Here is a 25672-nt window from a genome sequence, read left to right on the forward strand (position 1 = left end):
AGGTTCGGGGTGGAAGCGCAGCAATGCGTGCAGCTGACGAATACTAATCGGTCGAGGGCTTATCCAAAGAGCCTCGGATACCCCCGAGGCACTCGATTCTGCTTCAATCGCTCGTTTCGCATCCAGTCTTCAGGGAATAACCAAACCCCTGTTCCATATGCGGTTGTGGTGGAATGGCAGACACGCTATCTTGAGGGGGTAGTGGGCGAAAGCCCGTGGAGGTTCGAGTCCTCTCAACCGCATTTAACGATCTTTTAGCGGATCGTTGCTTGCAATCTTTTATACGTGCGGTCGTGGCGGAATTGGCAGACGCGCTAGATTCAGGTTCTAGTGGTGTAACAGCCGTGGAGGTTCGAGTCCTCTCGACCGCATCTTATGCAAGTTTGTGAAAAGCCATAATGATGGCTTTTTTCCAATCCTGATTGAATTTTATGCGGACGTGGCTCAGTGGTAGAGCATCGCCTTGCCAAGGCGAGGGTCGCGAGTTCGAATCTCGTCGTCCGCTTTTTTGGCTTTTTGCCGGTGTGGCGGAATGGCAGACGCGCTCGACTCAAAATCGAGAGGGAAACCGTGGAGGTTCGAGTCCTCTCACCGGTATCGAATGATAAGAACAAACCAGAAGCCCTCGGGATGCTCCCGAGGGCTTTATCGTATTTACTGTAGGTACCGCATTTTATGCGCCGTGACTTTTTCTTGCCGCAGCCGATTTCCTGCTCCGTTTGAACTCGAACATAGCCTGATCCGCCTTGTTGATTAAGGCCTGCACCTCCAACCCGTCCACCGGATAACAGCTGATACCGATACTCATGCCTACCGGCACATCGCCGTATTTGGACATATAGCGGGCAAATTGCTCCTGCATGTCGCTGATCAAGCTTTCAATTCCATATACAGAGGGAGAGCCGCGCAAGTAGATAATAAATTCATCTCCGCCCATACGCGCTGCCAATCCCCGTTCGCCGATCGTATGCTGCATGATACGTGCTGACTCCAGCAGTACCTCATCTCCGGCAATATGTCCGTGCGTATCGTTTAGCAGCTTGAAACAGTCCAGGTCAATCAGCAGCAGTGCTACCGATTCTTGACGGGCAGCTGCTTCGGACAACACTCGGTCAAACTGTTCATGAAAGTATCTGCGGTTGGGCAGGCGCGTTAGCGGATCGTGATAGGCCAGAAACAGTATTTCGTTTTGTGCCTGTTTCTGAGCGGTAATATCCCGTAAGACGAGCAGTGCGTACTCTTCGTTGTCGACCCAGACGTAATCCGCATTCAGCAGCAGATGAACGCTGCCGCCCTCGTAGGCGATCTCGATACCCTCCTGCTTTACCTCCAGCCCGCCTCGCAATTGTGTGGGGATATGATTGTTCAGCCGCTCGAAGAACAGTTTAGGAGTAAGACCCAGCTTCCGAAGCAATTGACGGGCTGCCGGATTCGCCTCCTTCAGCTCCAGTTCCCGATCGACAAGCAGGATGGCGTCAGGGATCAGGTGAAACAGCTTCTCGTAGCGTTTATCCGACAGGCTGAGAAAATCGTAACGTTTCATGGTGAGTCTGAGCATGTAGCACCAGATGACACCACTGTACAGATAGGGATATGGCGGTAAAAAGCCGCCATAATTGAAATAACCGAAAGCGATGTGCCAACCGATCGACATGAAGACGCCGATAGTTAGTCTCTTGTAGATGGAGCGCTGCTCTTTCGTGGCGGACCGGCGATACGCAAACGCCATGAGTACCAAATACAGAACATTGAGGACAATGCCCCCGGTAATGGCGGAGAAATAGCCGGCATTGTATACAGGAACCTTCCATAAGCCGCTCTGAACGAATTCATGGGCCGAGATCCACTGCGATCCTGTGGCGATATTCACCGCCACTAACAGCAAAGGAAGATAGAGTACATACGGGTACAGCCAGCGGGGCATATGCCGATCGAGTCGGGTAACCCGGAACAGAAAGTGAAAACAAAGACCCGCAATAAGAATACCAACGCTGCTCAGCCATAGCGAGGAAAGAATCGGGCTATATTCAATCGGTACCTGATTCCGAACGTATTCCTCGGTGAACAGAAGCAGGTAGCATAGCGAAATGAGACTAAGCAGACGGTGCTCGGTTTTGTCGCGGTTTCTCATCAGCACATTGGTGAACATATAGGTGAAGAAGAGAATGGGGGCACCGTGAGTCAATGTGAGTATAAGGGCTTCGTTCAGTTCCATGTTCGATCGCTACTTTCATATGTCGAAATGTGGGTACTTCTATTTTAAACGATTTGGAGACAATTGTTTATAGAACAAAAAGGCAAACATTAGTTCCCATTTCTGTAGTATTCTATATACAGGAGGTGAATGTCTTGTTAAGAACGTACAAGTTCCGATTGTATCCTACAAGCGAGCAACAAGAAAAGATTCGCTGCACACTCAAACGCTGCCGCTTGCTGTACAATCGTTTGCTCGCTGAACGAATTCACGCTTACAAAACGGAAGGTAAGGCGCCAAACCTACGGCCAGCAAGCGAAGACGTTCCGAGAGCGCAAACAGCAGATTCCGGCGTTGAAAGACGTACACTCTCAGGTGCTGCAAGATGTCGCCAGGCGGCTCGACAAGGCGTACCAAGCCTCCTATCGCCGCGTCAAGAGCGGCGAAAAGGCGGGGTTCCCACGCTTCAAGCCGCAAAGCCGCTACGATTCGTTCACCTATTTTTGAAGCGCCGAAGCCTCTCGCAAAAGCGAGGCGAAGCTGAAACGGCAACAAAAGGCGGTGTCCAGAAAACAGCGCGGTTCGAACCGCAGACGCAAAGCGGTCCTGACGCTTGCGCGGCATCTTCATCAAGACATTAAAATTATGTTGACGTGCTAATCGATTGTGATATAATAGGTGAGTAGCTTTTCCTCAGGGCTTTCCACAAAGTCTACAGAATAAGCTTCGAGGTATAGACATAACGGGACGTAGCTCAGCTTGGTAGAGCACCTGGTTTGGGACCAGGGGGTCGCATGTTCAAATCGTGTCGTCCCGACCATTTTGTATTTCCTTCAAAAACCGGCCTCGCAAAAGCTGTCGGAATTAGCTGCGAGGTTATCGTCATTTTTGCGGGTATATATTGCGGGTGTAGTTCAATGGTAGAACTCCAGCCTTCCAAGCTGGTAGCGTGGGTTCGATTCCCATCACCCGCTTCATATTTAAACCTCGAAAGCCTTGATGCACAAGGCTTTTTTTTGTTGTTTCGGCAATGAGTCCGGATGTGTAGCGGAGGATTATCGCACTCCTTGCAGCGAAAAAAGCAGACACGGCAATACCGCTATGTCCACCCTCGTTGAAATTCAAAGTATCCTTGTCAATACCCGGATGCACTTTCCTTCAAGACGCTTCGTTTTTTACTGCTTCCAGCTTCATTTCTTTCCCGATCTTCCACTATCCACCCGGTAGAAGCGTTCGAAAATATGTGCTTAATGTTTCGGGGCAATCCCTTTATCCAGCAGATTTCGTAGTGCCCTTGCCATAAGAGAAGAAAGCTTCGGCCGCAGGCGCAATTGTGGATCGCTTGGTGTTATCCAAAGATCGCGGGTATACCCCGAACATTGCCCGGACGCCCAAGTATCTGGACCTTAATAAGAAGTTTAGTGAAGTCACGACACGGATTATCCTCGGCGATGCGCCGGTAGAGGAGTACAAAAAGGCGCTTCAGGACTGGACTAGCCAATTTGGAGACGAATATTTGAAAGATATGAATGCATATATCGAGAAGATGGAAAAGCAATAACGGATGTGCGGAGGCTGGGGGATGCTGTTTAGTACCCCGGCCTGCGTCGGAGAGGGGGAAGCGTGAAATGACTTATGCGAGGTTAGCGTTGCTGCCGGATCCTCTCGTCACCCGAACAGGAGTGCCCGTCATCGGCGCCGCACAGTGGGAAGCGGAGCGCCGGCCGGAGGTGCTGGGATTGTTCCGGGATCATATTACGGTTATGCGCCCGAACCGCTTGAGGTATCGTTCGAATGCGAGGTCCGAAGAGACTTTCTGCAAGGTACGGCGATTCGCAAGAAAGTCGCGATACGCTACCGGGGGCCGTACGGCGAGGGGATAATTCCCCTGCTACTCATCGTTCCGGTTAATATCGCCGGGCCAGTGCCGGTATTCCTGCTTATTAACAATCGGGAGGCGTCAGATCCCGAGCTAATAGCAACGAGCCCGTTCTGGCCGGCGAAGGAGATTATAGCCAGGGGTTATGCGGCTGCTGTATTTCATGTGAATGACGTCGATCCCGACTGCCATGACGGTTTTCGCAATGGCTTACACGGGTTATTGGAAGCTGGTGCCAGCCAGACTCGGGCGGGTAATGCCTGGGGAACGATAGCGGCATGGGCGTGGGGCGCCAGTCGCGTCATGGATTATTTCGAAACCGACGAGCATATGGACAGTAAAAGAGTTGCCGTAGTCGGCCACTCGTGAGGGGGGAAGACCGCGCTGTGGGCGGGAGCCGTCGATGAGCGATTTGCTATGATCGTGAGCGGCCCCGCGGCTGCTCTATGTGGCGAGCGCCTCCGAGGACGAATGGGCGGACCCCGAATCGGAGTTTCTTCCATGCGGCTCGCGGAGCCGGTATACCGGCTATACGGATATGCCGGATTAGGCGACGAAATAAATAAGGTGCTCGAACCCGAGTCCTTGGGCGAATCGTGCAAGTTTCGATTACCGCGAGCCACTTTTCCCGCCGCTGGGACTGGCAGACGTTGAAATCTCGCAATGGCGGCAGTTTGCTGAATACAGGCTCGCACTTCATCGATTTGTCACTGCAATGGCTTGGCGTCGAAACGCTGCCGAATGTGCTTTGCCGTATGGACAGCGTAAACAGCTTCGGGGATGCAGAAGATTATTGCAAAATCATATTGAGCAGTCCCGGTAAATTGTTCGATATCGAAATATCGAACTGTAATGCCTATGCTGGCCCTACCTATTTGATCCAGGGGAAACACGGCAGCTTGAAAGGAAACAACAGCGGACTCGAATGGAAATATTTCAAGCCGGAGGAGGCGCCGCATCACGAGCTGGAGCTTGCGCCGCTCAGCAACGCGGGCGGCATGCCGATCTATTGCCGGGAAGAATTGACACCGGAAGCTGGAAATCGGGAAAAGGCACGGCTTATCCCGCTCCTGCCGCCGCTTTCTATCACATGTTGTATGACACGTTGACTGAAGGTAAGGCGTTGAAGATTACGCCAGAGGGTGTGCGCTAACAAATTGAGAATTTGGAAGAAGCATTCCGGCAAAACCCGCGGTTTGCACCGGAAGAACAACCCGCTTCGAAAAGTTGAATACGTGCTTTACCCAAAACCTTTCGAAACGAAAAGTTTTTTTGTATGCTCCTTTGTGAATCCCGTCCCGGTGTGCTATAGTGGGAAAAAGTTGACACAGGATACTTTTAAGCTGATAAAGAAAAAAGGTGAGCCATAATGACTACCAATTTTACAAGCCTGGGCATTAGACCAGAATTTCAAAAGGCGCTGGCGCTACACGGCATTCATACGCCAACTCCCGTTCAGGAGCAGGCCATTCCGCCGCTGATGGCGGGCAAGGACGTAGTGGGACAGGCACAGACGGGCACAGGCAAAACGCTGGCCTTCGTGCTTCCGATCGTGGAGCGGCTGGAGCCGAAGCGGCCGTTTACGCAGGCGCTCATCATGACGCCGACACGGGAGCTGGCCGTGCAAATCGCCAAAGAAGCGGAGCGGCTGACCAAAACGGTGGAGGTCGATGTCGCGGCGATCTACGGCGGTACGGACGTGGAGAGGCAGATCAAAAAGCTGGAGCAGCTTCCGGCGATCGTTGTCGGCACGCCAGGCCGTCTGCTTGATCATGTGAAGCGCGGCACGCTGTCGCTTAGCGGGGTTCGCTTTGTCGTGGTGGATGAAGCCGACGAGATGATGCAGCGCGGCTTTTTGGAGGAAGTAGAAACGCTTATTGCGCTTTCTTCCGACAAAAGACAAACGATGCTGTTCTCGGCCACGATGCCGCAGCCGATTCGCCAGCTTTCCGAGCGGTATATGAAAAAGCCGGAGCAGCTGCGCGCACCCGGCAAGCAGGTGACGGCGGCGGATGTGGAGCAATCCATTGTGGAAACTCCCGAGTCGGAAAAAACGAAGACGCTGCTGCGACTGCTCGGTCATTACCGCCCGTATTTGGCGATGGTTTTTTGCAGCTCCAAGGGAAGGGCGAACGCTGTCAGCGAAGCACTCAAGGAAGAAGGCGTCGAATGCGACGCGCTGCATGGCGAATTGTCGCAGGCGAAACGCGAAAACGTGTTGAAGCGATTCCGCGAGGCGAACCTGCAGGTGCTGGTCGCAACGGATATCGCCGCCCGCGGGCTCGATATCGAGGGCGTTACGCACGTCTTCAACTATGACGTCCCGCAAGACGTCGAATGGTACGTACATCGAATCGGCCGTACCGGACGGGCCGGAGAAAGCGGCCTGGCGATCACGCTGGCAACGCCGCGAGACAAGATGCGGCTAGCCAAGTTGGAAAGTAAAATCGGCATGAAGCTGCCTCGTCGCAACACCGAAGGCGGCCTGCTTGCCAGCGAAGTCGCCAAAAAAACACCCGGCAAGCTGCCGAACGCCCGACAAGGCTCGTCTGCCGGAAACGGCAAAAGCCGCGGGGCTGACGCCTCCAGAAAACGGGGCGGGCAAGCCGGCGGCAAACAAACGAAAACGCCGCGATACGCGGCGAGTTCGTCCAAACGGAATGCGGGTCGCGGCAGTAAGCCTAATTAAAGGCCACCGCCGCTGGCTGTAGCTTACGTCGTTTCGTTTCTGCGCGTCATCTGCTGCCAAACGGAGCCTTCGGCTGCCGCACCGCCTTCGATGCGCTCAATGGCGATCTTGACCTGCATGCGAACCTCGAATTCGGCGTCGTCCGCCGCTTCCCGGAGCGCAGGCAGGGCCGTTTCGTCACCGGTTTCGTATAGAAAACGGGCCGCCCGCCAGCGGACGAGCTTGTTTTTGTCGCTCAAGGCGCGGATCATAGGTCCGATCGCGGCAGGGTCGCCGATATCGGACAGCGTATCCCCTGCAGTCCGGCGAACGGACACGGAGTCGTCCTGAAGCGCCTGGAACAAGTACGGCAAAGCTTCAGGCTCGCGGACATCGCCGATATAAACGGAGGCGAGCCGCCTAACGGACGACTGCGGGTCGGCAAGCGCCTTGGCCAGCAGCGGAAGCTTCTCCAGAGTCGGCTTCATTTGCTGAAGAGCGGCATATCTAACTTTCCAGTCGGGATCGTCCAGCAGCCGCTCGACTTCATCGGCGGTCAGCTCCTCTTTCGGCTCTGGCGGCGCCGCAGGCGCGTCCGCCCCTGAAGCTTCGGCAGCGGCAACAAGCTGCGCTAGCCGTTCGTCGTTATAGGAGGCATCCAGCTCCTGCACAACCAGATCGGCAATTTCCTGTATATCCCCGTAGCGCACGCCATTATCCTCGAGATGACGCTCCCGAATCAAGTTCGGCGAAGCGCTGCCCGCCTTCATCGCAGCCTGCACGAAACGTTCCGGCATCGCCCGGCGTGCTTCATCCATGCCGCTTCTTACGCGGATCTGCATCGGAATCGAACGGAACATCTGCACCAGCACGTTCGCTTCGCCGAACGAGTCGAGCGGGAGCGCTTGTTCCGGCGCTTCGCCTGCCTGCTCCTCGGAGCCCAGAATTGTGCGAATCCGTGACAGGATGAGTTCCCAATCCCCCTTCGGCGTGCGGTCTACGGCAATAAAATCGGCGGTATGAAAGACGGAGGTTACTCCGGGTATGTCCAGCATGCTGCGAAAGACGGCGGGGAGCGCCGAATCTTTTTGGGTATAGGTCCGCTTGATTCCTTTCGGCAAGTTTTCGTCCAAATTGATTTTCATCGAATTCGGACTTGGTGTCGGTTCGATCGATATGATTTTCATCCTCACTCATCCCTCCTTCTTCTATTGTGTCACAAAATGAAACAAGAAAAAACCCCGTTCCGGGAAACGGGGGCCGTCTATGCTTGTGTTAATCCAGATTGAGCAGCTGCCGATTCAAATATTGTTCGATGACGTTGGTGATGGAGAATACCGTGTGGGACAGATCGACATTTTCGAACGCGTATTCGCACTGCGGCAAGTAGGACATCGCCGCTTCGTAGTGGGCCAGCCGCTCCTCGACGAGAGCTACGCCGTCTCCGCGTTCGAGCTGCCTGTGCCGCAGAGCTTCCCGGTCGGCGTAGAGGAACAGCCGGATCACGGCGTCGCCGAACGCTTGCTTTAGCAGATGGGCTCCTTCCGGGTTCAGGATGACGTATACGAAACGATGCTCCGCCCATAACCGCTCGATATCCGCTTTCTTCACTCCGTAATAAAAACCGCCGATAAACACAGTTTCGACAAAGGCTCCGTTCCGTTCTTCCGTACGGAACGCGTCCGCGGAAATAAAATGATAATCCTGGTCTTCTTGTTCGCCCTGCCGGGCTTCCCGCGTCGTATAGGAGAGTACTTTCTTGAGCTCCAGCGTCGTGCCGACCATATCGGCTATCGTTTTGCGTCCGGAGCCATCCGGTCCGGTAAATACAAACAAGTGCCGTCTTTCCTTCGCTTGGGACATGACGCATACCTCCCGGTCGATATTGAACGAACAGGCTGCAACTGCCATGTATCATTGTATTCACGGACAGACAAAAAAAGAAGAGCCCCGCGTAACGTTCGCGGCGCTCAGGTCGTCTTTTTTTTGTTATTTCATTGCGGTTCACCGGACGCGCCGATAACGGTCGGTTCCTTGACCGTCCGCAAGATGGAAACTTCCACGCGGCGGTTTTTGGCCCGGCCATCAGCCGTGTTGTTCGTATCGATCGGCCGGTATTCGCCGTAACCGATCGCACGGAACCGGTTCGCGGACACGTTCGGGTTCTCTAGCAATATTTTCATGAAATTAAGAGCGCGCTTCGTGCTTAAATCCCAATTCGTCTCGAACTCGGCATTGCGAATCGGCACATTGTCGGTGTGACCGGCTACCTCGATCTGGTACTGCGGATAATTTTGAAGCATATCGGAGATCGTTACCGCCAGCTTCTGCGCATCGGGCTTAACTGTTGCGCTTCCCGAGGAATACAAGGCGTTGTCACGGATCGTAATCATCAAAAGATCCTGCGTCAGCTTCGTTTCCAATTGCGTGGACAATTGATTCGATTCGATATAATTGTCGATCTTTTGCTTCAGCTCTTGCAAATCGGCCGTTTCCTTGCGGACTTGGTCGAGCTGCTCTTCCTGCTTGGCTTTCGCTTCCTCGTTTTTTTTGTGCAGATCCGATGCGGGGTCGCCCGGGACGGGGACGACCTGAGGCTGCTCAAAAAAGCTGACTCCGCCCGTAAAGGCGTTGTTCAAGCTGCGCATAATGGAATCGTATTTTTTGGAATCCATCTCGCTGGAGGCAAACAAAATGATGAATAAGGCCAGAAGCAGCGTAAGCAGGTCCGCATAAGGAATCAGCCACGTTTCATCCATGTGATCCTCATGATGCGGCTTGCGCTTTTTGTTCACTATTTTCCTCCTCCTGGTTATTGACATAACGCTCCGAAGGGGCCAGGTAAACGGACAGCTTCTGTTCGATGGCAATCGCTGAAATGCCCGATTGAATCGACAGCAAGCCTTCTACCATCATAATTTTCAGTTCGACTTCCTTCTTGGAAATCTGCTTCAGCTTGTTCGCGAACGGATGCCACAGCACATAACCGGTAAAAATACCGAGCAGCGTCGCCACGAACGCGGCCGAGATCAGATGCCCGAGCTGTTCCACCTGATTCAGGTTGCTGAGCGCGGCAATAAGCCCGACAACGGCTCCAAGTACCCCAAGCGTCGGCGCGTAAGTGCCGGCCTGCGTAAAAATGAGCGCGCCGGTACGATGGCGCTCTTCCATCGCCGATACTTCTTCCATTAATACGTCGTGAACGAGCTCCTGGTCGCTGCCGTCGATAATCATGCGCATACCGCCGCGCAAGAAGCTGTCGTCGATTTCGTCGACTTTGCTTTCGAGGGCGAGAAGACCTTCGCGTCGAGTGATCGTCACCCACTCGACGAACATTTGAATCAATTCCTTCTTGTCGAGAAGCTTCTGCTGCTTAAACAAGATGACGAACAGCTTCGGCACCTTCTTCAGATCCGACATCGGAAATGCGATGAAGATGGCGGCGATCGTCCCGAGGATAATGATCATGAAGGCCGCGGGATTCAGCAGGGAAGTCAGATGCGCGCCTTTCAGCACCATACCTACGAGAAGGGCGACGAGCGCCAAAATAATGCCAATACCAGTCGATTTCTCCATTGTTGCACCGTCCTTGTGTAATCCGTCCCATATGGTTATGCTGGTTAGAACTACTAATTCGATTCAAACCGACAAATTCCTGCCTTTACCACCGGAAATGTGTTGAAAAAGAACGAATATTTTCAATTTGCCGCAAACAGCAAAAACCCGCAAAGGCTGCGGGCTTAAAAAACATATATATAGATGAAGAAATACAACGAAAAACGGAAAAGATGGCATACGTGCCGGCTATAGGCGTTACGGATTCAGATCGATCACGCCGTGATCGCCGAAATGGTCTTTCACAAGGGCGTTAAAATCGTTCAGGTAGGGCTGAAGCGATTGACCGCGCCACGCCTCGTGCGCGTATTCGCTGAATCGGTTGATAAAATCTTTGTTCGCCGATACGAAGACGTTCGCCGCGTCCGGGTAATACTGCCGCACACTGGCATCCAAGGTCCGGACGAGCTCGGATGAAAGGTCGTGCGGGCTCGGAACCGTATCGAAGCTGTATTTATCCATGACGATATTGCCCGGGGGAAGTTCATACGAACGATCCGGAAGTGCATTCTGCCCGGAAGCGATCGTGCGGTCGCTGAACTGGACGGTGCCTTTGCCTTTCATGCCGGTGGCTGTGTTGTCCAGAACGGCGGCTACATAAACGTTTTTGTCGGTAACGAAAACGAGCGAGCTGCGAATCCCTTTCAATTCGTCCACGGCATCCGTTACCGACTGGACGAAGTCAAGGCGGGTATTGTTATGATCGGCGGCTCTAAGCTGAGTATTGTACGTATGGAAGCCGGTTTTCTCGTGCGTTTCCGTACGGCTGCCGTAATCGGAAGGACCGCTTTCGAAACGCTTCTGATAGTTGCAGGCGGGCATTAGGGCGAGAGCGACAGCCAGGACGGCGCTAAGTGCAAAAAGTCGGCGGTTCATATTTACCTCCTGTGCATATGAGATCCCTTCGTATCATTTGTTGTTCCGCAGTTAAATATGCAGGCTGAAAACGAGGGACAAAAGTCGTTTTTGCATAAACAGGCATCATTATGGAAATAACCTTGTATAGTGATTTTTATAGCAGCAGACGATATAGCAAAAAAGCCCAAAACCCTTGATTTAGAACAATTTGTGAACTTTCCTACATCGATTGACAAAAAAGTTCCGCGAATTTATATTTAATAAGGTGATTAGGTTTGTTGACAAAATGTGGCCATCCATGATAGCGCTAATAGATCGATTCCGGAGAGACGATCGGTCTATTAAACACAGAGAATTGGGGTTGATGAGTGAATGAGTCGGTGGCAGTCTGCATGGCGTTTAATTCCGCTTATGGCGTTATTAACGTTCGTGCTTTCGGGTTGTGGTTTGGAAAATTTGACAGCTTTGGATCCGAAAGGTCCGGTTGCGGAGAAGCAATTATCGGTCATATACATTTCCTTGATCGTAATGATCGGCGTATTTGCCATCGTTATGATCATCTACGTGTATGTCCTGATGCGCTTTCGTAAACGTAAAGGTCAAACAGGCGTTCCGAAGCAAGTGGAAGGAAATCATAAGCTGGAGATCATTTGGACGGTCATCCCGTTCCTGCTGCTGATCGTAATCGCGATTCCGACCGTCAAGTACACATTCGAATTGGATAAAGACTATTCCAAAGATCCGAATGCGCTTCAAGTGAAAGTTACCGGCCATCAGTTCTGGTGGGAATTCGAGTACATGAACGAGAAAGTGACAACGGCCCAGGATTTGATTATCCCGACCGGCCGGACGATCGCGTTTCACCTGGAGTCTGCGGACGTAATCCACTCCTTCTGGGTACCGACGCTTGGCGGCAAGAAAGATACGAATCCGGGTATGACGAATATGCATTACTTAAAGGCTGACAAGCCTGGTACTTACTATGGGAAATGCGCCGAGTTGTGCGGAGATTCCCATGCTCTCATGGATTTTAAAGTGAAAGCCGTCTCTCCTGACGAATTCGATCGGTGGGTTGCCAGCATGAAGACACCGACTTCGTTGCCTGTAGCTGCACAGATTCAAGACGGCGAGAAAATTTTCAAAGACAAATGTTTGGCGTGCCATGCCATCTACAACACGCAGTCGAAGCAGGTTGAAGGCGGTAAAGTTGGACCGAACCTGGTTAACTACGCAGACCGCTCGACCGTTGCTGGCATTTTGTTTAACCGCGAACCGGGCGATTTGAAAAATAACCTGAAAACTTGGCTGCAAGATCCGCAAGCGGTGAAGCCTGGTAATTTGATGCCGAACCCGAAAAAAGTTGAAGGCAGCAAAATGGATCAAGATCTGGGGCTTAACGATCAACAAATCAGTGCATTGGTTGAATATTTGGCCGCTCAGAAACAGAAGTAATCGGTTCATCAAGTAGGGTTGTGTATAAGTACCGGCAGGCTGTAAGCAAAATGCTTGTGAAGCAAACTTTTCTGACGGAAAAGTTTTTAGGAGGGTAACACGTTGGCACACGCACATAAAGTAAAAAAATACAGCGGGCTGATGGATTGGCTGACAACCGTAGACCATAAGAAGATCGGGATCTTGTATTTGCTCGGCGGCGGACTGTTCTTCGTGCTTGGCGGTCTGGAAGCGATTCTGATTCGTATACAGCTCATCAAGCCGATGAACGATGCGATTGACGCTTCGATGTTCAACCAGCTGCTGACGATGCACGGAACGACGATGATCTTCCTGGCCGCGATGCCGCTAATCTTCGCTTTTATGAATGCGGTAGTCCCGCTGCAGATCGGGGCGCGCGACGTAGCGTTTCCGTTCGTAAACTCGCTCGGATTTTGGCTTTTCTTCCTCGGCGGCGTTCTGCTCAATACGAGCTGGTTCCTGCAAGGCGCTCCGGATGCCGGATGGACGGCGTATACGCCTCTCTCGACGGCAACCTACAGCGGCAAGGGCGTGGACTTCTACGTGCTCGGGCTGCAGATCGCCGGTATAGGCACGCTGATCGGCGGTATTAACTTCCTTGTTACGATTATCAACATGCGTACGCCAGGCATGTCGTTCATGCGTATGCCGCTCTTTACATGGGCATCCTTTATTACATCGGCGCTGATCCTGTTCGCCTTCCCGGCGATTACGGTTGGACTCGTGCTTCTGATGTTCGAGCGGATATTCGAAGCGAACTTCTTCGATGTCAGCGCAGGCGGCAACGTCGTCCTATGGCAGCATATTTTCTGGATATTCGGTCACCCGGAAGTATACATTTTGATTTTGCCGGCATTCGGAATTATTTCCGAAGTCATAAGTACGTTCTCGAGCAAGCGCTTGTTCGGTTACAGCGCGATGGTATTCGCAACGGTAATCATCGGCTTCCTCGGCTTCATGGTTTGGGTTCACCATATGTTTACGGTCGGCTTGGGGCCTGTCGGTAACGCCTTGTTCTCCATTGCGACGATGCTTATCGCCGTTCCGACCGGTATTAAAATATTTAACTGGCTGTTCACGCTGTGGGGCGGTCAAATCCGCTTTACGACGGCAAGTTTGTTCGCCCTCGGGTTTATCCCGACATTCGTTATGGGCGGTATGACCGGGGTCATGCTCGCATCGCCTCCGGCGGACTTCCAGTTCCATGACAGCTATTTCGTCGTAGCCCACTTCCATTACGTTATCGTCGGCGGTCTCGTGTTCGGTATTTTCTCCGGCCTGTACTACTGGTGGCCGAAAATGTTCGGACGCATGCTGAACGAAGCTCTTGGCAAGCTGAGCTTCTGGTTCTTCTTCATCGGCTTCCACTTGACGTTCTTCGTGCAGCACTTCCTCGGACTTATGGGGATGCCGCGCCGCGTCTTTACGTACTTGCCAGACCAAGAGTTCGATACGTTTAACTTCATCAGTACGATCGGCGCATTCGCCATGGGTGTCGGTACGATCCTGCTGTTCGTCAACATTATCGTAACTTCGCTCAAACCGAAAAACGCTCCTGCCGATCCGTGGGATGCGCGTACGCTGGAATGGTCGATTCCTTCTCCGGCGCCGGAATACAACTTTAAACAGCTTCCGCTCGTTCGCGGACTCGATCCGCTCTTCAAAGAGAAGATGGAAGGCCGCAAGGAAATGACGCCGGCAGAGCCGCTTGGCCCGATTCATATGCCGTCGCCGTCGATCCTGCCGCTGCTGATGTCGCTCGGACTGTTTATCGCAGGTTTCGGATTCATGTACCACAATTACTTCGTCGGAGCCGGCGGCGTTATCGCAACGCTCATCTGCATGCTGCTTCGCTCGGTTTATGACGATCACGGTTACCATATCGAAGTCGAAGAACTCCAGGACAAGGGGGCGAAAGTATGAGTCACGCGGATTTGACCGGCAACAACCTGCCCGCTGAACCGGAAAAGGCAACGCTGGAAGGCCGCAATAAAATACTCGGCTTCTGGTTGTTCCTTGGAGGCGAAACGGTTCTGTTCGGAACCTTGTTCGCAACGTTTATCGGCTTGCGCAATCAGATCGGAGACGGCCCTGCGGCTGCCGAACTGTTCAAGCTTAGCACAGTAGCGCTTGCTACATTCCTCCTCTTGACGAGTAGTATGACAAGCGTAATGGCCATCCAGGCTTTACATCGCAAGGACGTATCGAAGATTTTCCTGTGGTTCGTCATTACGCTTATTCTCGGCCTTGGATTTTTAGGGCTTGAAATTTACGAATTTATCGAGTATGTGCATGAAGGCCATACGTTTACGACAAGCGCATTTAGCTCGTCCTTCTATACGCTCGTCGGCTTCCACGGTGCTCACGTAGCTTTCGGCATACTCTGGATCGTACTGCTTTTGCTCCAGCTTGCCAAGAAGGGCCTTACCGTTGTTACCGCGCCGAAGCTGTACGTATTCGGTTTGTACTGGCACTTTGTCGACGTCGTTTGGGTATTCATTTTCACCGTCGTTTACTTGATGGGAAAGGTGGGCTAATCGGATGGCAGCGAATCATCACAGCGCGTCGGAGCCGACTAGCAAGCGGCACATTCACGAAGGACCCAAAAATCATTATCTGGCATTCGCTTTGTCGATTCTCCTCACGGTTCTCGCCTTCGTAGTCGTTTACGCGGAGATCGGCAGAACGTTTACCATTCTGTTTATTGTTGTGCTCGGTATTATTCAAGCGGTGTTTCAGCTTGCGTTCTGGATGCACATGAAAGACCGTGGGCATGTTTATGCGATTACGGGGATAGCGTTCGGATTCATCATCGCGCTCACCGGAGTTGCGGCAGTCGTATATTGGATTTGGTGGTAAACGCCTAAGGGGGCCTTTTGTCAAAAAAAAGCGCCCCCTTTTTTTATAGCCAATAACTGGAATTGGAAAGGTGAAGGAGGAAGCAACCGTGCTCGGACTGCAATATTTTACATTCGCGGCATTGTGGAACCCTTGGCAGATGGCGCTAGTAGTCGCAATCGGCGCCCTTTATTTATGGCTGACCGGCCCGAAACGCAGCTGGTTTCCAGATAGCAAGCCGGTGCCGGTGGGCAAAAAAGTTATGTTTTTGCTCGGCATTGCCGCCTATTACTTCGCTCAGGGCGGCCCGCTTAATCTGCTTGGGCATTTAATGTTCAGCGCTCACATGGCAGCGATGTCTGTAGCCTACTTGGTCGCTCCGCCGCTGATCCTGCTCGGCGTTCCGGAATGGATGGTTCGCCCGCTAATATCGAGAAAACCGGTAGGAGCCGTCGTTAAAGCGGTCACTCAGCCGCTCATTACGGTTGTCACGTTTAATATATTATTTTCGTTTTACCATTTGCCGCTTGTTCACGATTATGTGATGACGCATTACACGGTTCATACGATTTTCTTCTTCGTTCTGCTGATTGCCGCCTTCATGATGTGGTGGCCGATTATTGCGCCGATTCCGGAGCTGAACGGTCTTAGCGAACTGAAGAAGATGGGATATATTTTTGCCAACGGTGTACTTATTACGCCGGCGTGCGCTTTGATTATCTTTGCCAGTACGCCTGTATTCGCCACGTACAACGATCCGCAAATGTGGGCAAAGGCGATGGGATATTGCATCCCGGCCGGTTCGCAAATGCTGCTCGACAATTTCTCGGGACCGGAATTTTTCGCTATTCTGGACCCGCAAGAGGATCAGCAGCTGGGCGGCGTCATTATGAAAATATTGCAAGAGATCACTTACGGTTCTGCGCTCGCGTACATTTTCTTCAACTGGTATATTCGCGAAAGAGCAAAGGACGAGCAGGAGACGACTCCGGTCCTGACGGATCCGATCGTTTAGCGGAAGGGGAGGCCTTTTCAGGATGCATACCATATTACCCGCTTTCAGTACTTCGTTTATCGTTATAAGCGCCATCCTCGTAGCGTTCGGGTGGGTTCAGATCGCGAAACGCAATATTGCGAAGCATCGCCGATTGATGACATGGGCGGCTGTATTTGCATCGCTGTTTTTTATCGTGTATATGTCGCGGACCATTTTCGTAGGGAATACAGAATTTGGCGGACCGGACAATATCAAAACGATTTATCTGGTATTTCTGCTGTTCCATATTACACTTGCCACTGTAGGCGGTGTCATGGGGATCATTACCCTAATATGGGGCTTCAAAAATCAGCTGGCCAAGCACCGCAAAATCGGCCCGATTACTTCGGTCGTTTGGTTCATTACCGCGATTACGGGAGCTACGGTATACATTTTGCTGTATTGCGTTTATCCAGGCGGGGAAACGAAGCCGCTTTTGGACGCCATTTTTTAAAAAACGGTTTGGGCTATAAGCTTTTCCTGACAAAGCAATGTCGGGAAAAGCTTTTTTTGTTGCCTGTCTTGCCTCACACTGCTTCTATGTGTATACTGTTAATATAAATATACACAGTAATCACACATAAACATGAAGTTGGGCGGGTGCGGCATATGTGGAATAATGCATGGTTTATTACGAAGCATGAGCTGAAGCGGTCGAATTGGGGGAAGCTCGCTTCGGTCATTTTGTACTTGTACTTCGGCGTATTCTCCGCCTTTATCGTAGGGGCGATGTATGCGGAGGCAAGTGGGGGAATGAGGAGTGGTATTTCCATACCTGCCGATATCGTATTTTTGACGGCTATGTGCTGCATCGGATTTTCGATGACAGCGGATTACGTCAGTTTCTATAAAACCGATATTTTTACTCGCAAGCTGCAGTACATGAGACAACTGCCGATCGGCCCTTCGGAGCTGGTGACAGCGAGATATTTGCAGATCGCGATTACGACAGTCGCCCAATCGCTGCTGTTCTTCATCCCCTTTTATTTCATAAGCGATATGGGGTATCTGCTCACACCTGCACAGTTCGTAGCATTCGCCTTGATCTGGATCTTCTTTGGCATCTGCGTTTGCTTAGCATTTACTTATATGGAGCTGGGCCTAAGCGGGAAAGTATACTTCTTGTTCAATATGATCGTCGTATTTATTCTGGTTGCTGCGGCATCGACAGCGGGGTATTTCGGAATTAGCCTGGTCGATTTGACGGTTCGCGGCGCCGCGACATTCGGCGTCTGGATGAGTCTCGCCGGACTCGTTATCGCCATCCTTTCGGGCTGCGTATGGTTCCGCCTGACCGAGCGCAAAATCCGCAGCCGTTCGTTTATCAAGTAGCTGTGGCGGCTCAGGGAGGGACATTCAAATGCGTATACCCATACAACTATCGGAGGATTCGGCGGAACCGATGTACCATCAGATCGAGGTGCAGCTTCGATCGCTCATTTTGAGCGGTTCGCTGCCTACGGGGACGCTGCTTCCATCGATTCGGGAATTTGCCCATGATCTAAGCTGCAGTATCATTACGATCCGTAGGGTATATCAGGATCTGGAGAATGAAGGGTTGCTGCGAACGAAGCAAGGGACAGGCACCTTCGTAGCATCGGTCGGTGAATCCGAGCGCGAGCGATACCGCAGCGGAGCGGTGGCGGAAGCGTTTCGCGCCGCCATCGAAACGGCGATGCGGGTTCATATGACCCGGGCAGAGACGGATAAGCTGTTTCACGAGTGCCTGGATACGATGATGCCGGACGATCAAGGGGGAGAGCAGAAATGAACCATAGCGTAATTTCGCTGAGCGGGGTACAAAAATCGTTCGAAACGTTCCGGTTCGGACCGTTCGATCTGCAGATCGAGCCGGGTGTTGTCGCCGCGTTCGTCGGTCCGAACGGTTCGGGCAAAACGACGCTGTTCCATATGCTGATGAATGTGATCGAGCCCGACCGAGGCGAGATCCGGATTTTCGGAAGCGAGTACGGGCAGAACGAGGTAGGGATCAAACGGAGAATCGGCTATGTTGCCGATTCGACCTACATTGAAGAAGCGGACAGCCGGATTCAGGAGGTTGCGAGCTTTCACCGCCACTGGTTTCCTTCGTGGAGCGAAGCGAAGTGGACCGAGCTGTGCGACAAGTTCGAGCTGAATCCGAAAGCGAAAGTGAAGCAGTTGTCCAAAGGGATGAAGCGCAGACTGGCTTTTTGCCTGACGCTTGCTCAAATGCCGGATCTGCTCATTCTCGACGAACCTTCCTCGGGACTCGATCCGTATATATGGCGTTTCATGATGAATGAGATCCAAGACTTCATGAAAAATGGGGACAAAACGGTGCTGATCGCAACCCATACGATCGAAGAGGTGCGCCGTCTCGCCGATTATGTAGCGTTTATGTACAACGGCAAGCTGCTCAATTACAAAGAGAAAGATACGCTGATGGACGAGTGGAAGGCTTTATGGATCGAGACGCCTCATGCTGCGGAGCTGAGGCTGCCAGGTGTCGTCGAATCGGAGCAAGGAGCGCTGACGAGACTCATTACACGCGATGTAGTTGCAACGGAACAGGCGCTGCGAGCTTCCGGCATTACAGCCCTGAAGCGGCAAGGTGTGGAGCTGGACGAGATTTTGCACCATATGATTGCAGATAGCAAACGCGGCGGCGAAGCGTCCGGCCGCTAAACGGGAGGAGTTAAGCGAATATGAATCCATTGAAGGTTGAACGCGTAACGAAGCATTACGGCGACAAAACCGCCGTGAACGGTATCGATTTCGAAGTGAAGCAGGGAGAAATATTCGGGCTGCTCGGCGCGAACGGAGCCGGCAAAACAACGACGATGCGGATGGTGCTCGGTCTCATTTATCCGGACCAAGGCTCGATCTATTGGAAAGGAAACGGGTATTCCGCGGAGCTGCGGCGCCTGATGGGGTATTTGCCGGAAGAACGCGGTTTGTATCCGAAGGTGAAGGTGAGCGAGCAGGTGCTGTATTTGGCGGAGCTGCGCGGCATGAAGCGGTCGCAAGCGGAGAAGGGCCTTCGCCGCTGGCTGGAGCGGTTCGAGGTGCCGGAGCATTACAACAAGAAAGTCGAAGAGCTGTCCAAAGGCAATCAGCAAAAAATTCAATTTATCGCCGCTGTCATTCACGATCCCGAAATTCTCATTCTCGACGAGGCGTTCAGCGGACTCGATCCGGTTAATGTGGAAATGCTTAAATCGACCGTGACCGAGCTGCGGCGCGAAGGCAAAACGATTTTGTTTTCCAGCCATCGGATGGATCATGTCGAAGAGCTGTGCGAGAACATCTGCATCTTGCATAAATCGGACACGGTGCTGAAGGGCAATCTGAAGGCGATCAAGCGGGCGTTTCCGCGGGAGCGGGTGCTGCTCGATACGGAGCTTGAGGTGCATGGCCTGGAGCGGATTCCCGGCGTCCTGTCGGTCAAGAAGGGCGAAGCGTGGACGGAGATCCGCATCGACAAGCCGGAAGCGGCGCAAGAGGTGCTGCGGGCCGCATCGTCGCAGTCGGAAGTATACCGGTTCCAGATCATGGAGCCGACGCTGAACGAAATTTTCATTAAGACGGTTGGGGGGCAAGGGCGGAATGAATAAGCTGTCTACGGTAATCCGGTTTACGTTTATGAATCGCGTGCGGGCGAGGGCGTTTGTCGTCACGACGCTAATCTTCGCCGTTGTTTTGACGGTCATGATCAATTTACCGGCCATCATTGCCAAATTTTCTTCGTCCGACGAGACCACCAAGATCGGAATCGTAGGCAAAGATACGGAAGTGACGAAGGCGCTCCAAAGCTTCTACGCCAATCAGCCGGGTCTCGGCATGCAGCTCGTTCCGCTCGGAGACGGCGGGTCGAAGGAAGCGAATGCGAAGCTCGGCAAGGAAAAGCTGGAAGCGAAGGAGATCGAAGGTTATCTCGAATTCGAAAGCGAGGCCGCCAGCGGTTTCCCGAAGGCGACGTATTATACGAAGGCCTCGATGGGCGGATCGATGGAAACGAAGCTGAAAACGGCGCTGCAATCGGTTAAGACGGAAATCGTCGTGAAAGACATTGGCCTTACGGCTGAACAGCGCGCGAAGCTAAACGCTCCGGTATCGCTGCAAACGATCCAGGTACAAGAAGGCTCGTCGGGCAAAACGGAATCGCAAATGGTGCTCGCCTATGTGCTCGTTTATGCACTGCTGTTCCTGCTCTACATGACGGTGATCGGTTACGGCAACATGGTGGCGACGGAAATTACCGCGGAGAAAAGCTCGCGCGTCATGGAGGTGCTCATCTCCAGCGTGTCTCCGCTGAAGCAGATGTTCGGCAAAATCATCGGTATTTGCCTGCTCGGTCTCGTGCAGATTGCCGTATTTATCGCCGTCGTAACCGCCAACTTGTTCATTCCGCAAAATATGGAGAAGCTTAGGAGCCTGAATATCGAGATGGGCGATATTCAGCTATCGCTGATCGGTTACTTCGTTCTGTTTTATCTGCTCGGTTATTTCATCTACGCGACTATCTTTGCTTCGGTCGGCTCGCTCGTCAGCCGCACGGAGGAGGTAGGGCAAGCGATTATGCCGGTCATGTTCCTGATTATCGCCGCGTTTATGATCGCCATGTTCGGCCTGCAAAACCCGAATGCTCCATTTGTCGTAGCGATGTCGTTCGTACCGTTCTTCTCGCCGCTCATTATGTTTTTGCGCATCGGCATGAGCGATCCGGCGTTGTGGGAAGTTTGGCTCTCGATCGCGATTACGGCGGCGACGATGCTGGCGCTCGGCTGGCTAGCCGCGAAAATATATCGCGTCGGCGTGCTTATGTACGGCAAGCGCCCAACGTTCAAGGAATTCCGCAAAGCGATGAAGGCGTTCAAGGTGAGCTGAAACGTACCGCTCTTCTCTTGAGATCATATTCGCAAAAGGAAAACCCTTGCTGCTCGTGATGAAGCGGCAAGGGTTTCTCAATCCTCATCGCCGATATGATGCCACTTCGGGCTTGTTTCTGTTATAATACGTATAACGAAACAATTACGATTAAGCCATAGGTGGTGTCATTTTGGAAAAGGTGCAGCAAGATACGTGCGAAGAAACATGCATAGGATCGGAAACCGATCTTTCCGCATTAAAAATGTCCATGATCTCCGATTCGGCTGCATCCGGCATGGCGGATCTGTTCAAGGCGCTTGGAGATGCGACGCGGGTCAAGGTGATCTATGCGCTGCTGGATAAGGAGCTTTGCGTTCACGATATATCGGTGTTGCTTGATATGGGGCAATCGGCCATTTCCCATCAACTGCGGTACTTGCGCAATCTTCGGATCGTGAAACGCCGCAAGGCGGGAAAGACGGTGTTTTATTCGCTCGACGACGAGCATATCGAGCAAATATTTGTGCTTACGCTTCAGCATTTGAAGCATTCGTAAGCAGCGGCGAAGCCGGGTTCCCAGGGCATAGGGGCCCGGCTTTACTGTTAGCCAAGCTGCGCGGGTGGGGAGCGGAAGCGGAAGTAAAAGTTCCGTTAAAGCGGTCGGACTGCCGCTGACCATGGAGATAAAGGAAGCAAAAGTTCCGCTATGTCTGCCTATCGACCGAGAAAAACGAGGGAATGCGGGCGATAACGGAAATAACGCTTCCTCTAAGTCGGCATAAGCAGCTTGCAAATCGGCGATAACGGAACTTTCTGTTCCGTGTAGACCTGTGCCGCTGGAGAAACGGAGCCAAACGGCGGGAAAGAATTTTCCGCTAAAGCCAGCCAATTACTCGAGTTCCCGGCCGTCGGCCAAAGCGGCAATATTGATAAAGCGACCAACTGGAAATAATAGCATTGACATCCTACAGACTGCGGCATATAGTAATGGTATTAATATATGAATAATTAATCATGTATTGGAGATATGTCTATGAGAGCGACAACGGACGGCAGCGGACAGCGCCAAGGCGAATTGGAACACGAAGGGTCAACGAAGCCGGTTTCCGCTTCCGATAAAGCCTGCTGCAGTCACTCCCATCCCCATGAAGCGCCGGAGCACGGGCACGATCATGACCATCACGCACACAGCCAACATGGCGGCGGACATGATCATGATTCCGATCACGCGAGTCATAGCTGCTGCGATCATAGTCACGATCACGGCCACGGCCACGATCATCCGGCGGCGCCAACGAGTCAGACCGTCATGTTGACCGGGCTTCATTGCGGCGACTGCGCATCCAAGCTGGAGAAAGCGGTAGCCGGCCTGGAGGGCGTAACGCATGCCGAGGTTACGTTCGCCACATCCAAAATGAATATCCGCTACGACGAAACGAAATGCGGGTATGACCGTATTGTGGGGCAAATCCGCAATCTGGGCTACGACGTGAGCGACAGCGGCTCTGCGCCGATCCAAAGCGTCTTCCGGATCGAAGGGATGGATTGCGCGGACTGCGCTCAAAAGCTGGAAAAGAAAATCGGCGTCCTGCCTGCGGTAACGCGGGTCAGCGTTAACTTCGGCGCGGCGAAAATGACAGTCGAGCATGACGGCAGCGCGGTCGTGGGAATCGTCAATGCTGTGAAGATGGCCGGATATACGGCTGCGGAGGAGCAAGGCATCCGTTCGCAAGCAGCCGAGCAGCCCTTATGGAAACGAAACAAAAAGGTAGTGCCGACTGCGCTGGCGGGACTGTTGTTTGCGGCGGCATGGGCAGGCGAAGGAACTGGCATTTTGACGGAGCGGCTGGCTGTTGTTCTGTATGCTGTAAGTATTGCCGTCGGCGGCTACCGGATTGCCAAAAGCGGCCTGTACGGCTTAAAAGCCAGAACGGTCGGCATGGATTTCCTGATGACGATCGCTGCGGTCGGGGCGGCGCTGATCGGCGAGTGGAGCGAAGGCGCAGCCGTCGTGTTTCTGTTTTCGCTTGGCGAAACGCTGGAAGCTTATACGATGGATCGAACCAGAAGGTCGATTCGCGGGCTGATGGATCTGGCGCCGAAGACAGCGCTCGTTCGCCGGGATGGAGAAGAGCTGCATGTACCGGTCGAGCAACTGCGGATCGGGGATACGATTCTTGTGAAGCCGGGCGAGAAGATCGCCATGGACGGCGTCATCGAAGCCGGTCAATCTGCCGTCAATCAGGCGCCCATAACCGGAGAATCGATTCCGGTCGAGAAGCATCAAGGAGACGAAGTATACGCGGGTACGATCAACGAGCAAGGATCGCTCGAGGTTCGGGTGACGAAGCTGGCCGGGGACAATACGCTTTCCCGCATCATTCATATGGTCGAAGAGGCTCAGGCCCAGAAGGCGCCCTCCCAGCGGTTCGTCGATCTATTCGCCAAATATTATACGCCTGCGGTTATCGCCATTGCGGTTGGAATCGCGCTGATTCCGCCGCTGGCGCTGGGGCAGCCGTTCGAAGTATGGTTTTACCGCGCGCTCATGATGCTCGTTGTGTCGTGCCCGTGCGCTCTGGTTATATCGACGCCGGTTTCCATTGTCGCGGCTATCGGCAATGCAGCGAGAAACGGAGTTCTGATCAAAGGCGGTGCCCACCTCGAGAGGCTGGGCGCGATCACTGCGATTGCTTTCGATAAAACAGGCACCTTAACGGCGGGAGTTCCGCAGGTAACACGGGTCGTATCGTTCCGCGGCGACGACGCTTCTGGCGTACTCGCTCTCGCGGCGGGCATCGAGATCCATTCCGAGCATCCGCTCGCCCAGGCGATCGTGCGCAAGGCCGAATCGGAAGGCGTTCCGTTCCGCCGTGGCGCAGATTTCGTATCCACAACGGGAAACGGGGCGCAGGCGAGCTTTGACGGACAGATGTATTACATCGGCAAGCCGAAATGGTTCCAGACGTCGCTTGGCGTTTCCCTGGAATCGGTTCAGAGCGCGATCGGAGCAAGCGAGCAAGAGGGGCAAACGGTCATGCTGCTCGGAGGAGGCGATACCGTAATCGGCATGATTACGGTGGCCGATCAGGTTCGCGACAATGCCAAGTCGGTTATAGGCCAGCTTCGTTCGTCCGGCGTGCGCAATATCGTCATGCTGACCGGCGATAATCAAGGGACGGCGAAGGCAGTGTCCGATAAGCTGGGCGGCATCACATACAAAGCCGAGCTTTTACCGGGAGATAAAGTGTCCGCTATGCAGGAGATGATGCGGACGGAGCGGGGAACCGCTATGGTCGGAGACGGCGTCAACGATGCTCCGGCTCTTGCGACGGCAACCGTAGGCATTGCGATGGGAGCGGCCGGTACGGACACGGCGCTGGAGACCGCGGATGTGGCGTTGATGGCCGACGATTTGTCGAAGCTGCCGTATGCGGTCCGGCTCAGCCGAAAAGCGCTGAGGATCATCAAGCAAAATATTGCGTTCTCGCTGATCGTCAAGGCGGTGTTCCTGCTGCTTATCTTTACCGGCAGCTCGACGCTGTGGATGGCGGTGCTCGCCGATACGGGCAGTTCGCTCATCGTCATTGCCAACGGAATGAGGCTGCTGCGCAGGACAAGGGCTCTTGCCGACACTGATGAGGAATAGAGCGAAAACAGCGTATGAAAACAGAGGGCTGTCCAATAAGTCCCCAAAATAAAAAGGCTGGACGAGAAAACGTAAAGTTTTCTGTCCAGCCTTTTTGTGTACCTGCTTTTGCAGGGAAGTAGCGGGGCGGATCAGAAGTCAGTTTCACTGACTCTGTTTTTTTGCGATGGGCTTGTCCCGCCTACCGCCATATGCAGGCGGTTTACAAATAGAAGTCTTTTGAGACTTCTATCTCACCGGGAATTAGTTTTTTTGGAAAAATAGGGGGTGTTTTTGAGCCTCTTATAGCCGGTGTATATGGCTCCAAAAGCGATTTCGTCACGAAATAAGCGTCTCAAAAGACCGCTATGCCTGCGCACGGCCCAAGTAAAGGTAGGATAAGACGCCTCAAAGACACTAGCGTTGCAAAGAAGTTAACATGAAAAATACAATCTCTTGTATTTACTATATCTGTTAAATTATGATGTGTTTTCATGGCCCAAATAAAAAAATCTCCTATTGTAAAAAGGTAGGCGTGTTATCCATACCTTCATACAAAGGAGACCCTCATGGATAACATATCAGATGTGACCGTCATTGGTAAATACCTTTCTTTACTTTCTTTGGACGAA

The 25672-nt window shown here is 52.8% G+C and carries 23 protein-coding genes, 6 tRNA genes and 2 pseudogenes; 25 read left to right on the forward strand and 6 right to left on the reverse strand.

Going from position 1 to position 25672, the window contains the following annotated elements:
• Positions 1-159: 159 nt before the first annotated feature.
• From D7M11_RS35300 to D7M11_RS35315, 4 genes are all read left to right on the forward strand, one after another.
• Positions 160-242: transfer RNA gene (locus D7M11_RS35300), tRNA-Leu, on the forward strand.
• A 45-nt stretch (positions 243-287) separates the two neighbouring features.
• Positions 288-371, forward strand: a tRNA-Leu gene (locus D7M11_RS35305).
• Positions 372-433: 62 nt separating this feature from the next.
• Positions 434-505, forward strand: a tRNA-Gly gene (locus D7M11_RS35310).
• Positions 506-518: 13 nt separating this feature from the next.
• Positions 519-597: transfer RNA gene (locus D7M11_RS35315), tRNA-Leu, on the forward strand.
• A gap of 76 nt (positions 598-673) precedes the next feature.
• On the opposite strand, the gene D7M11_RS35320 is transcribed toward D7M11_RS35315, so the two are convergent.
• Positions 674-2185, reverse strand: a complete 1512-nt coding sequence (locus tag D7M11_RS35320; protein WP_205127165.1) for a GGDEF domain-containing protein — start codon at positions 2183-2185, stop codon at positions 674-676.
• A 155-nt stretch (positions 2186-2340) separates the two neighbouring features.
• On the opposite strand from D7M11_RS35320, the pseudogene D7M11_RS38240 reads away from it, so the two are divergent.
• The 8 genes and pseudogenes from D7M11_RS38240 to D7M11_RS35360 form a co-directional block, all read left to right on the forward strand.
• Positions 2341-2475: pseudogene (locus D7M11_RS38240) on the forward strand (helix-turn-helix domain-containing protein); the annotation flags it as partial.
• A 73-nt stretch (positions 2476-2548) separates the two neighbouring features.
• Positions 2549-2701 carry a hypothetical protein gene (locus D7M11_RS37680; RefSeq protein ID WP_240041447.1) on the forward strand — a complete coding sequence of 51 codons (153 nt, stop codon included), beginning with the start codon at positions 2549-2551 and terminating at the stop codon, positions 2699-2701.
• Positions 2702-2937: 236 nt separating this feature from the next.
• Positions 2938-3014: transfer RNA gene (locus tag D7M11_RS35330), tRNA-Pro, on the forward strand.
• Positions 3015-3097: 83 nt separating this feature from the next.
• Positions 3098-3168: transfer RNA gene (locus tag D7M11_RS35335), tRNA-Gly, on the forward strand.
• 359 nt (positions 3169-3527) lie between these two features.
• A complete protein-coding gene (locus D7M11_RS35340) occupies positions 3528-3755 on the forward strand; it encodes a hypothetical protein (RefSeq protein ID WP_120751966.1) in 228 nt (75 codons plus the stop codon).
• Between the two features lie 144 nt (positions 3756-3899).
• A complete protein-coding gene (locus D7M11_RS35345; protein WP_120751967.1) occupies positions 3900-4442 on the forward strand; it encodes a glucuronyl esterase domain-containing protein in 543 nt (180 codons plus the stop codon).
• Positions 4443-4663: 221 nt separating this feature from the next.
• Positions 4664-5182, forward strand: a pseudogene (locus D7M11_RS35350) (Gfo/Idh/MocA family protein); the annotation flags it as partial.
• Between the two features lie 260 nt (positions 5183-5442).
• Positions 5443-6762, forward strand: a complete 1320-nt coding sequence (locus tag D7M11_RS35360; RefSeq protein ID WP_120751970.1) for a DEAD/DEAH box helicase — start codon at positions 5443-5445, stop codon at positions 6760-6762.
• A 23-nt stretch (positions 6763-6785) separates the two neighbouring features.
• Here the strand turns inward: D7M11_RS35360 and D7M11_RS35365 are convergent, their stop codons facing one another.
• The 5 genes from D7M11_RS35365 to D7M11_RS35385 form a co-directional block, all read right to left on the reverse strand.
• On the reverse strand, positions 6786-7928 hold the full coding sequence (locus D7M11_RS35365) for a conserved virulence factor C family protein (RefSeq protein WP_120751971.1): 1143 nt from the start codon (positions 7926-7928) through the stop codon (positions 6786-6788).
• An 88-nt stretch (positions 7929-8016) separates the two neighbouring features.
• On the reverse strand, positions 8017-8604 hold the full coding sequence (locus D7M11_RS35370; protein WP_120751972.1) for a guanylate kinase: 588 nt from the start codon (positions 8602-8604) through the stop codon (positions 8017-8019).
• Positions 8605-8735: 131 nt separating this feature from the next.
• Entirely contained in the window at positions 8736-9563 is an 828-nt protein-coding gene (gene motB / locus D7M11_RS35375; protein ID WP_120751973.1) for a flagellar motor protein MotB, read from the reverse strand.
• Positions 9508-10317, reverse strand: a complete 810-nt coding sequence (gene motA / locus D7M11_RS35380) for a flagellar motor stator protein MotA (protein ID WP_120751974.1) — start codon at positions 10315-10317, stop codon at positions 9508-9510. The genes motB and motA overlap by 56 nt, the downstream gene beginning before the upstream one ends.
• 237 nt (positions 10318-10554) lie before the next feature.
• A complete protein-coding gene (locus D7M11_RS35385; protein ID WP_120751975.1) occupies positions 10555-11232 on the reverse strand; it encodes a hypothetical protein in 678 nt (225 codons plus the stop codon).
• Positions 11233-11586: 354 nt separating this feature from the next.
• Between D7M11_RS35385 and coxB the strand changes: the two genes are divergently transcribed.
• The 13 genes from coxB (at position 11587) to D7M11_RS35450 (ending at position 25061) form a co-directional block, all read left to right on the forward strand.
• Positions 11587-12666: a cytochrome c oxidase subunit II gene (gene coxB / locus D7M11_RS35390; RefSeq protein ID WP_120751976.1), complete on the forward strand. Its 1080-nt coding sequence runs from the start codon at positions 11587-11589 to the stop codon at positions 12664-12666.
• Positions 12667-12807: 141 nt separating this feature from the next.
• Positions 12808-14610 carry a cytochrome c oxidase subunit I gene (gene ctaD / locus D7M11_RS35395; RefSeq protein ID WP_120751988.1) on the forward strand — a complete coding sequence of 601 codons (1803 nt, stop codon included), beginning with the start codon at positions 12808-12810 and terminating at the stop codon, positions 14608-14610.
• Positions 14607-15224: a cytochrome c oxidase subunit 3 gene (locus D7M11_RS35400; protein WP_120751977.1), complete on the forward strand. Its 618-nt coding sequence runs from the start codon at positions 14607-14609 to the stop codon at positions 15222-15224. The genes ctaD and D7M11_RS35400 overlap by 4 nt, the downstream gene beginning before the upstream one ends.
• 4 nt (positions 15225-15228) lie before the next feature.
• A complete protein-coding gene (locus D7M11_RS35405; RefSeq protein ID WP_120751978.1) occupies positions 15229-15546 on the forward strand; it encodes a cytochrome C oxidase subunit IV family protein in 318 nt (105 codons plus the stop codon).
• Positions 15547-15634: 88 nt separating this feature from the next.
• On the forward strand, positions 15635-16540 hold the full coding sequence (gene ctaG / locus D7M11_RS35410; RefSeq protein ID WP_120751979.1) for a cytochrome c oxidase assembly factor CtaG: 906 nt from the start codon (positions 15635-15637) through the stop codon (positions 16538-16540).
• Positions 16541-16562: 22 nt separating this feature from the next.
• Entirely contained in the window at positions 16563-17015 is a 453-nt protein-coding gene (locus D7M11_RS35415) for a DUF420 domain-containing protein (RefSeq protein WP_120751980.1), read from the forward strand.
• A gap of 155 nt (positions 17016-17170) precedes the next feature.
• A complete protein-coding gene (locus tag D7M11_RS35420) occupies positions 17171-17893 on the forward strand; it encodes a hypothetical protein (RefSeq protein ID WP_120751981.1) in 723 nt (240 codons plus the stop codon).
• A gap of 28 nt (positions 17894-17921) precedes the next feature.
• A complete protein-coding gene (locus tag D7M11_RS35425) occupies positions 17922-18332 on the forward strand; it encodes a GntR family transcriptional regulator (protein ID WP_120751982.1) in 411 nt (136 codons plus the stop codon).
• The gene (locus D7M11_RS35430; protein ID WP_120751983.1) at positions 18329-19228 is read left to right on the forward strand and encodes an ABC transporter ATP-binding protein; all 900 of its coding nucleotides are present in this window, start codon (positions 18329-18331) and stop codon (positions 19226-19228) included. The genes D7M11_RS35425 and D7M11_RS35430 overlap by 4 nt, the downstream gene beginning before the upstream one ends.
• 20 nt (positions 19229-19248) lie before the next feature.
• Positions 19249-20157 carry an ABC transporter ATP-binding protein gene (locus D7M11_RS35435; protein ID WP_120751984.1) on the forward strand — a complete coding sequence of 303 codons (909 nt, stop codon included), beginning with the start codon at positions 19249-19251 and terminating at the stop codon, positions 20155-20157.
• Positions 20150-21430, forward strand: coding sequence for an ABC transporter permease (locus D7M11_RS35440; RefSeq protein WP_120751985.1), 1281 nt, complete (start codon positions 20150-20152; stop codon positions 21428-21430). The genes D7M11_RS35435 and D7M11_RS35440 overlap by 8 nt, the downstream gene beginning before the upstream one ends.
• 172 nt (positions 21431-21602) lie before the next feature.
• Positions 21603-21968: an ArsR/SmtB family transcription factor gene (locus tag D7M11_RS35445; RefSeq protein WP_120751986.1), complete on the forward strand. Its 366-nt coding sequence runs from the start codon at positions 21603-21605 to the stop codon at positions 21966-21968.
• Positions 21969-22445: 477 nt separating this feature from the next.
• Complete coding sequence (locus tag D7M11_RS35450) at positions 22446-25061, forward strand: heavy metal translocating P-type ATPase (RefSeq protein ID WP_240041448.1); 2616 nt, start codon at positions 22446-22448, stop codon at positions 25059-25061.
• Positions 25062-25672: the final 611 nt, after the last annotated feature.

Source organism: Paenibacillus ginsengarvi, from assembly GCF_003626695.1.
GTDB lineage: Bacteria > Bacillota > Bacilli > Paenibacillales > NBRC-103111 > Paenibacillus_AB > Paenibacillus_AB ginsengarvi.